Annotated in this window: 7 protein-coding genes; 1 reads left to right on the top strand and 6 read right to left on the bottom strand. The window is 70.7% G+C overall.

Annotated features, from left to right (window positions below; translation table 11 throughout):
- Nucleotides 1–1,732, top strand: a 1,732-nt coding sequence (gene dnaG / locus E4F61_RS13160) for a DNA primase (protein ID WP_133480086.1), incomplete at its 5' end; no start/stop codon positions are given.
- Nucleotides 1,733–1,742: 10 nt separating this feature from the next.
- Here dnaG and E4F61_RS13155 read toward each other — a convergent pair.
- The 6 genes from E4F61_RS13155 to E4F61_RS13130 form a co-directional block, all read right to left on the bottom strand.
- Nucleotides 1,743–2,882 (bottom strand): GGDEF domain-containing protein, encoded by a 1,140-nt coding sequence (locus E4F61_RS13155; RefSeq protein WP_133480085.1) that lies wholly within the window; start codon nt 2,880–2,882, stop codon nt 1,743–1,745.
- Nucleotides 2,883–3,061: 179 nt separating this feature from the next.
- The gene (locus E4F61_RS13150) at nt 3,062–4,342 is read right to left on the bottom strand and encodes a Xaa-Pro dipeptidase (protein ID WP_133480084.1); all 1,281 of its coding nucleotides are present in this window, start codon (nt 4,340–4,342) and stop codon (nt 3,062–3,064) included.
- A gap of 165 nt (nt 4,343–4,507) precedes the next feature.
- Nucleotides 4,508–5,425 (bottom strand): heme o synthase, encoded by a 918-nt coding sequence (locus E4F61_RS13145; protein WP_133480083.1) that lies wholly within the window; start codon nt 5,423–5,425, stop codon nt 4,508–4,510.
- Between the two features lie 25 nt (nt 5,426–5,450).
- On the bottom strand, nt 5,451–6,611 hold the full coding sequence (locus E4F61_RS13140; RefSeq protein WP_133480082.1) for a COX15/CtaA family protein: 1,161 nt from the start codon (nt 6,609–6,611) through the stop codon (nt 5,451–5,453).
- 5 nt (nt 6,612–6,616) lie between these two features.
- The gene (locus E4F61_RS13135) at nt 6,617–7,204 is read right to left on the bottom strand and encodes a hypothetical protein (RefSeq protein ID WP_133479606.1); all 588 of its coding nucleotides are present in this window, start codon (nt 7,202–7,204) and stop codon (nt 6,617–6,619) included.
- Nucleotides 7,201–7,483 (bottom strand): SURF1 family cytochrome oxidase biogenesis protein (locus E4F61_RS13130; RefSeq protein WP_338016018.1); only part of this gene is annotated, 283 nt, incomplete at its 5' end. The genes E4F61_RS13135 and E4F61_RS13130, both read right to left, overlap by 4 nt.

Here is a 7,483-nt window from a genome sequence, read left to right as displayed (position 1 = left end):
GGCCCGCATCCCCGACGCTTTCATCGACGACCTGCTCGCCCGCACCGACATCGTCGAGGTGGTGGGCTCGCGCGTGCCGCTCAAGCGCCAGGGCAAGGAGTTCTCGGCGCGCTGCCCGTTCCATGACGAGCGCTCGCCGAGCTTCACCGTCTCGCCGGTCAAGCAGTTCTATCACTGCTTCGGCTGCGGGGCGCACGGCACCGCGATCAGCTTCCTGATGAACTACGACCGCCTCGAATTCCTCGACGCGGTCGACGAGCTGGCCAAGCGCGTGGGCATGGAGGTGCCCAAGGACACGCAGCAGCGCGTGGCCGATCCGCAGCTGCTCGATCTCTACGCGATGCTGGAGACGGCGACGACGTTCTTCCGCCAGCAGCTCGCGTCGAGCACGAAGGCGCGCGGCTACTTCGACAAGCGCGGCGTGTCGGACGCGATCCGCGCGCAGTTCGCGCTCGGCTACGCGCCCGACGGCTTCGAGGCGATGAAGAACGCGCTCGGCACCGACGCGCGCCGGCTCGGCCTGCTCGAGCGCGCGGGGCTGCTGTCGAAGAACGATGCGGGCCGCGTCTACGACAAGTTCCGCAACCGCGTGATGTTCCCGATCCACGATCGCCGCGGCCGGCCGATCGCCTTCGGCGGCCGCGTCATCGACAAGGACGACGGCCCGAAGTACCTCAACTCACCGGAGACGCGCCTGTTCCACAAGGGCCGCGAGCTGTACGGCCTGTGGCAGGTGCGGCAGTCGAACCCGAAGATCGAGCGCCTGATCGTGGTCGAGGGCTACATGGACGTGGTCGCGCTGTTCCAGCACGGCGTGACGCAGGCCGTGGCGACGCTCGGCACGGCGACCACCTCGGACCATGCCGAGCTGCTGTTCCGCAACGCGCCCGACGTGTATTTCTGCTTCGACGGCGACCGCGCGGGGCGCGGCGCGGCGTGGAAGGCGGTGGAATCGGTGCTGCCGCGCATGAAGGACGGCCGCCAGGCGTTCTTCCTGTTCCTGCCCGAGGGCGAGGACCCGGACAGCATCGTGCGCAACGAGGGCCGCGACGGTTTCGAAACGCGGCTCGCAGCGGCGACGCCGCTGTCGCAGTTCCTGTTCGACACGCTGTCGGACGGCGTGAACCTGTCGACGCTCGAAGGCAAAGGCCGGCTCGCCGAGCGCGCGAAACCGCTGCTCGCGCAGATTCCCGACGGCGCGTTCGCCGACCTGATGCGCCAGCGCCTGACCGAGATCACGGGCGTCGGCGCGCGCGCCGCGCAGCCCGAAACGCACGTGCCGGCGCAGCGCGCGCGCACGCCCGGCCGCAACGCGCCGCCGCCCAAGCGCAGCCTGGTGCGCAGCGCGATCCTCAGCCTGCTGCACAAGCCGTCGCTGGCGCTGGAGATTCCCGCCGAGCCCGCGTTCGCGTCGTTGCAGCAGCCGGGCGTGCCGTTGCTGGTGGAACTCGTCGGCCTCGTGCACGCACGGCCCGACATCGGCGCGGCCGCGCTGGTCGAGCATTTCGCCGGCCGGGAGGAACATGAGCCGCTGCAGAAGCTCGCGGTGCAGACGCTGCCGGGCATCGACGAGAACTGGCGCGCGGAGCTGCTCGACAACATCCGCCAGCTCGACCGCGCCGCGCTCGAGCAGCGGCGCGACGACCTCAAGGCCAAGCTCACCGAGCTCGGCTACGGCGGCATGACCGACGCCGAGAAGGACGAGCTGAAGGCGCTGCTGCAACGCGCGTGACCGCGCCGGCCTAGCCCACGGTGCCGGCCGCGAGCACGCGGTTGCGGCCCTCGCGCTTGGCGCGATACAGCGCCGCGTCGGCGCGCGCGAGCAGGTGCGCGGCGGTCTCGCCCGCGCGGTATTCGGCCACGCCCGCGGAGAACGTGGCGGCGAGCGGCCCCGCGCTAGTGCGGAAGGCAGTGGTCTCGACCGTCGCGCGGATGCGCTCGAGGCACTGCATAGCCCCGTCGAGCGGCGTGTGCGGCAGCAGCAGCAGGAATTCCTCGCCGCCGTAGCGGCCGAACGTATCGTCGACATCCTCGCGCGCGAGCACGTCGAGGTCGCGCGCGCACTGCTGGACGCAGGCGCAGAACGCGCCGAGGATCTCGTCGCCGATCTGGTGGCCGTGCACGTCGTTGAACTGCTTGAAGCGGTCGATGTCGAGCAGCGCCACGCTGAAGGTGGCGCCCGTGCGGGCCGCGCGCTGGCGCTCGCGTTCGAGCGCGCGCATCAGGTGGCGGCGGTTGCGCGCGCCCGTCAGCTCGTCGCGCTCGGACAGCTCGCGCACCTGCGCCAGCGCGTCCTGCAGTGCATCGCGACGGTCGGCGAGCTTCTGCCGCAGCCGCGCGAAGTAGCCGCCGACGAACGACAGCCACACGGTGATCATCACCAGCGATACCAGCCGCAGCACCTCCATGCGGAACGAGGCGGTGTGCAGCGGGCGATCACGGAACTCGAACGCCATCAGGCCCGCATAGGCCAGCACGGCGAGCGCCGCGAGGCGCAGGAACTGCCGCGTGGTGAGGCCGAAGACCCCGAAGAAGAACATCGCCACGAACAGCATCAGCATGATGCTGCGGGCCTCGTCGCGCATGTAGTGGATCGTGACCACCGCGAGTACCAGCGCGACGAGGATCTGCGGCACGAGCAGCGTGGGATCGCGGAAGCGGCGGCTCCAGCCGCTGCGGATCGCGGCGAAGAACGCGGTGTTGACCGCCAGTGCCGCGCCGAACAGCGCCAGCAGGCCGCCGTAGCCGAGCCGCGTCCAGCCCCAGTGCACGGCCAGCACGCCGGGCAGCATGAACATCATGTAGCTGCCCGCACCCATCAGCTGGCGCTGCAGGCGAAGGCGGGTGCTGGGGTCCCCGGAGAGCAGTCGATCGAACGCCATGCGCACACGTTAGCCGGTCGTGCGTTCACACCCGGTGGCGTGCATCGCTCACGCCAAGGCGGCGTTGAGCGAACGGGCCCGCGCCGCGTGCGGATCGTAGCGGGAGGCCGCGCGCGCCGCGCAGCGCATCACCTGCCCGGCGCGACCCGCATGGCGCTCACGGCGCGGTGCCCCCGCGACTACTGCGGCGCCTTCACCACCTCGCCGCCCTTCATCACGAACGTCACGTGCTCGAGCAGGCGGACGTCCTGCGTCGGATCGCCCGGCACGGCGACGAGGTCGGCGTAGCGGCCGGCATCCACCGTGCCGACGTCGGCGCTGGCGAGCGCCTGCGCCGCGTTGACCGTCGCCGCCTGGATCGCCTGCAGTGGCGTCATGCCGTACTTCACCATCACCGCGAACTGCTTCGCGTTGTCGCCATGGGGATAAACGCCGGCATCGGTGCCGAAGATCATGCCCACGCCCGCCCGGAATGCCTTGCGGAAGTTCTCGCGCTGCACGTCGGCGATCTCGCGGTCCTTGCGCAGGTTGTCCTCGAGCACGCCGTTCTTCCTGCCTTCGGCCTGCGTGTACTCGGTGTTGTAGATATCCATCGACAGCCACGTGCCGTGCTGCTTCGCGAGGCGGATGCCCTCGTCGTCGATCAGCGATGCGTGCTCGATGGTGTCGATGCCCGCGCGGATCGCGTCCTTGATGCCCGGCGCGCCGTGCGCATGCGCGGCCACCTTCATCGAGGCCATGTGCGCCTCGTCGGCGATCGCCTTCATCTCCTCCAGCGTCATCTGCTGCGCGCCGGGCTCGTCGCCGTGGCTGAACACGCCGCCGGTGGCGCAGATCTTGATCAGCTGCGCGCCGTACTTCTTGAGCGTACGCACGACCTTGCGGCCTTCCTCGGGGCTGTCGACGTTGTAGGGGCTCTTCTGGTCCATCGACGGCGGGAAGAACGTCGAATCGCAGTGGCCGCCGGTCGCGCCGATCGCGTACGTCGCCGTGACCACGCGCGGACCGGTCACCTTGTGTTCCTCGATCGCCTGCCGCAGGCCCACGTCGTCCCACTCCTGGCTGCCGACGTTGCGCACCGTGGTGAAGCCGGCCGTCAGCGTCTTCTGCGCGTTCGCCACCTGGATCACCGACCAGAAGCGGTCGCCGAACTGCAGGTTGGTGTAGCCGCCGTAGGTCGGGTCGCTGTCGAGGTGCACGTGCATGTCGATCAGGCCGGGCAGCAGCGTCATGCCGGGCAGGTCGACACGCTTCGCGCCCGCCGGCACTGCGTCACCGACATGGCCGACCGACACGATGCGCTCGCCCTGCACCACGACCAGCGGATGCTCGACGTACCGGCCCGTGCGCACGTCGAGCAGGCGGTCGGCGGTCACGACCGTGACGGGCCCGGGCGACTGGGCGTGCGTGGCGACCGGAAGGATGGCGAGGACGAGGGAGGCGAGGAAACGCTGCCGCATGACGGGGCCCGTGGGACGTGGAGCGCGAGTATGGCAGCGGCCCGGCCACGCGCCCGATGCGGGAGCGCGAACGGCGTCGCACGATCCGCGATCGACGTCAGTCCCCTCCGCATCGCGCAGCTCCATGCCGGTGTGGTCCCGACATGCGGCCGCCACGGCGGTGCTTCAAGCCGGTTGCAGCTCGAACGCCGCGACCGGTTGCAGCCACGGCATCAGCCAGTGGTCGACCAGCAGGAACGCGAACAGCGCCATCAGGTAGACGATCGAGTAACCGAATACCTTCATCGCGTACATCTCGTCCGGCGGATCCATCAGCCGCCACGCGTGCACGAGGAAGCCGAGGCCGAGCACGAGCGCACCGCCGAGGTAGAACAGCCCGCTCATGCCCACCGCCCACGGCAGCACGGTGACGGCGACGAGCAGCACGGTGTAGATCAGGATCTGCCAGCGCGTGTACTGCACGCCGTGCGTGACCGGCAGCATCGGCACGAGCGCGCGCGCGTAGTCCTCGCGGCGGAAGATCGCGAGCGCCCAGAAATGCGGCGGCGTCCACACGAAGATGATCAGCACCAGCAGCAGCGCATGCGCCCAGTCCCAGTCGCCCTGCATGCCGGTGACGGCCGACCAGCCCAGCAACGGCGGCGCGGCGCCGGCGATGCCGCCGATCACGATGTTCTGCGGCGTCGCGCGCTTGAGGAACACGGTGTAGATCACCGCATAGCCGATCAGCGAGGCGAACGTGAGCAGCGCCGTGATCGTGTTGACGAACACGACGAGCAGGATCATCGACAACGCACCGAGCGCCAGCGCGAACAGCAACGCGCGCAGCGGCGTGATCTGCCCGACCACGATCGGGCGCCACGAGGTGCGTGCCATCTTGGCGTCGATGCGCGAATCGAGCAGCTGGTTGATCGCCGCGGCCGACGACGCGGCCAGCCAGATGCCGAGGAAGCCGATCGCCGATTCCTTCAGCGGCGGCAGGCCGGGCACCGCGAGGAACATGCCCACCAGCGCGGTGAACACGATCAGCGCCACCACGCGCGGCTTGGTCAGCGCCCAGTACTGGCGCAGCGTGGCGGTCATCGGCGGCTCCGTGCGTGCATCGGGCTCAGACCTTCGGCTCGCGGATGCGCGCGGCCAGCGTCACCAGCGTGGCCAGCAGCAGCGCGGCCCCCGCGTTGTGCGAAACCGCCACGTGCAGCGGCAGCGACAGCCTGACGTTGGCGATGCCGAGCGCCACCTGCGCGATCGTCAGCAGCCCCAGCAGCGTGCCCCAGCCGCGCATGCCCGGCATGCGCAGGAAGCGCAGCGCCAGCCACATCAGGTAGACGAACACGACGACCGCCATGATCCGGTGCGCCATCTGGATCGCGATGCGCGAGGCGCCGTCGAGCACGCCGCCCTCGTAGTCGACACCGACGCCGCGCCAGAGCACGAAGCCTTCGTGGAAGTTCGCCGGTGGCCACCACTTGCCGACGCAGGTGGGGAAGTCGTTGGCGCAGGCCAGCGCGGCGTAGTTCGAGCTCACCCAGCCGCCGAGGGCGATCTGCAGGCCGAGCAGCACCAGACCGCCCGTGACCAGGCGGCGCAGCAGGCGTGCATCGGCCAGCCGGATCGGCAGGTCGGTCGCGCGCCAGGCCATCCACAGCAGCAGGCCGAAGGTGGTCATGCCGCCGACGAGGTGGCCCATGACGACGATCGGCTTGAGCAGCCAGGTCACCGTCCACATGCCGAGCAGCGCCTGGAACACGATGATCATCAGCGTCAGGCAGGCCACGCGCGCGAGGTCGCTGTTGTCCCAGCGGATCGCCGCGGCCAGCAGGATCAGTTCGCCGGCGATCGCCAGCGCGGCGGCGACGCCGTACTGCGCGTGCATGTACAGCGGGATCGAGACGCCGACCAGCACGCCCGCCGCGAGCACCTGCACCAGGCCGTGCCGGCGGCGGCGCGCGGCCAGCAGCGCGAGCACGAACACGAGCGTGCCCAGCGAGGCGGCGAGGTGGCGGTGCAGCTGTTCACGCCACGCCTTGTCGGGCTCGGCGACGCGGATCGCGTTGGCGGCGTGCTCCGCCACCTCGTTGGCATGCGTCGGCCACGCGGCGCGGCCGTAGCAGGTCGGCCAGTCGGGGCAGCTCAGGCCGGCGTTGGACAGCCGCACGAACGCGCCGAACACGATCACGCACAGCGCGAGCGCGGCCGCGAGCCAGGCGATGCGGTGGAAATGGCGGTAGGTCGCGCGGACCGTGCCGTTACGCGGAGTCGTGCCCATGGTGCTCACTGCAACTTGAGGAGGCGGACGAGGTCCTGGCGCAGGCCCGCGAGGTCGGCATCGGGCGCGTAGCGCAGCACGACGAAGCCGTTCGGATCCACGACGTATACCGGCACGCCGGCCGGCACGTCCACCCGCGGCAGGCGCGCGCGTGCCGCGTCCGGCGCGATCACGCGCATGGTCGACGGCGCGGGCAGCCCCTGCGGCCAGCCGCAGCCGGCGGCCGTCGCGCACCACCAGAGGATGTCGACGCGCGGCGCGTCCTTGTTGAGCACTTCCCACACCACGCCGATGTCGTGCGCGCGGCGGCGGCAGGCGTCGTCGCAGGTCGCGGGCGCGGCGGCCACGATGCGCCACGTGCGGTGGATCGGCGCCCATTCGTAGGCCGCGCCGTCGAGCGTGTGCAGCTTCGCGTCGCGCAGGTCGGTGTAGGGATCGAGGAGCTCGCCCTTCTGGCGGGTCGCGGCTGGATGGATGTCGGCGAAGCGCAGCACGCCGGCGACCAGCATCGAGCCGAAGAACAGCACGAGGATCGCGAGCAGGGTCAGTCGGTTGCGGCGACGCGTGGCGTCGGACGCGGCAGCGGCGGTCATCGGCGACTCCGGTGGAACGTGAGGACGAGGGCGATCACGAGGAGGGTGGCGGCCAGGCCGAACCATTGCACGGCATAGCCGCGGTGCCGGTCGGGGGGCAGCGTGTTGACGAGCAGCTCCAGGTCGCGCGGGTAGCCGAACGGCAGCGCGGGATCCAGCCGCAGCACGCGCGGCGCGAGCGCCGGCAATCCGAACTCGCGCGCGATGGCGGTGGGCTCGAGGCGCACGACGAGCCAGGCGTCACCCTGGCTCGCCATCGGCGCGCCCATGCGCAGCCCG

Origin of the sequence: Cognatilysobacter segetis, from assembly GCF_004359965.1 — a bacterium.
Lineage (GTDB): Bacteria > Pseudomonadota > Gammaproteobacteria > Xanthomonadales > Xanthomonadaceae > Cognatilysobacter > Cognatilysobacter segetis.
The sequence above is the reverse complement of the archived record's forward strand: the minus strand, read 5'-3'. Positions and strand labels throughout refer to the sequence as shown.

What these genes read in the sequence shown, in the direction of transcription:
- E4F61_RS13140 (WP_133480082.1), bottom strand. Translation starts at nt 6,611, where the DNA reads ATGGGCACGACTCCGCGTAACGGCACGGTCCGCGCGACCTACCGCCAT.
- E4F61_RS13145 (WP_133480083.1), bottom strand. Translation starts at nt 5,425, where the DNA reads ATGACCGCCACGCTGCGCCAGTACTGGGCGCTGACCAAGCCGCGCGTG.
- E4F61_RS13155 (WP_133480085.1), bottom strand. Translation starts at nt 2,882, where the DNA reads ATGGCGTTCGATCGACTGCTCTCCGGGGACCCCAGCACCCGCCTTCGC.
- E4F61_RS13135 (WP_133479606.1), bottom strand. Translation starts at nt 7,204, where the DNA reads ATGACCGCCGCTGCCGCGTCCGACGCCACGCGTCGCCGCAACCGACTG.
- E4F61_RS13150 (WP_133480084.1), bottom strand. Translation starts at nt 4,342, where the DNA reads ATGCGGCAGCGTTTCCTCGCCTCCCTCGTCCTCGCCATCCTTCCGGTC.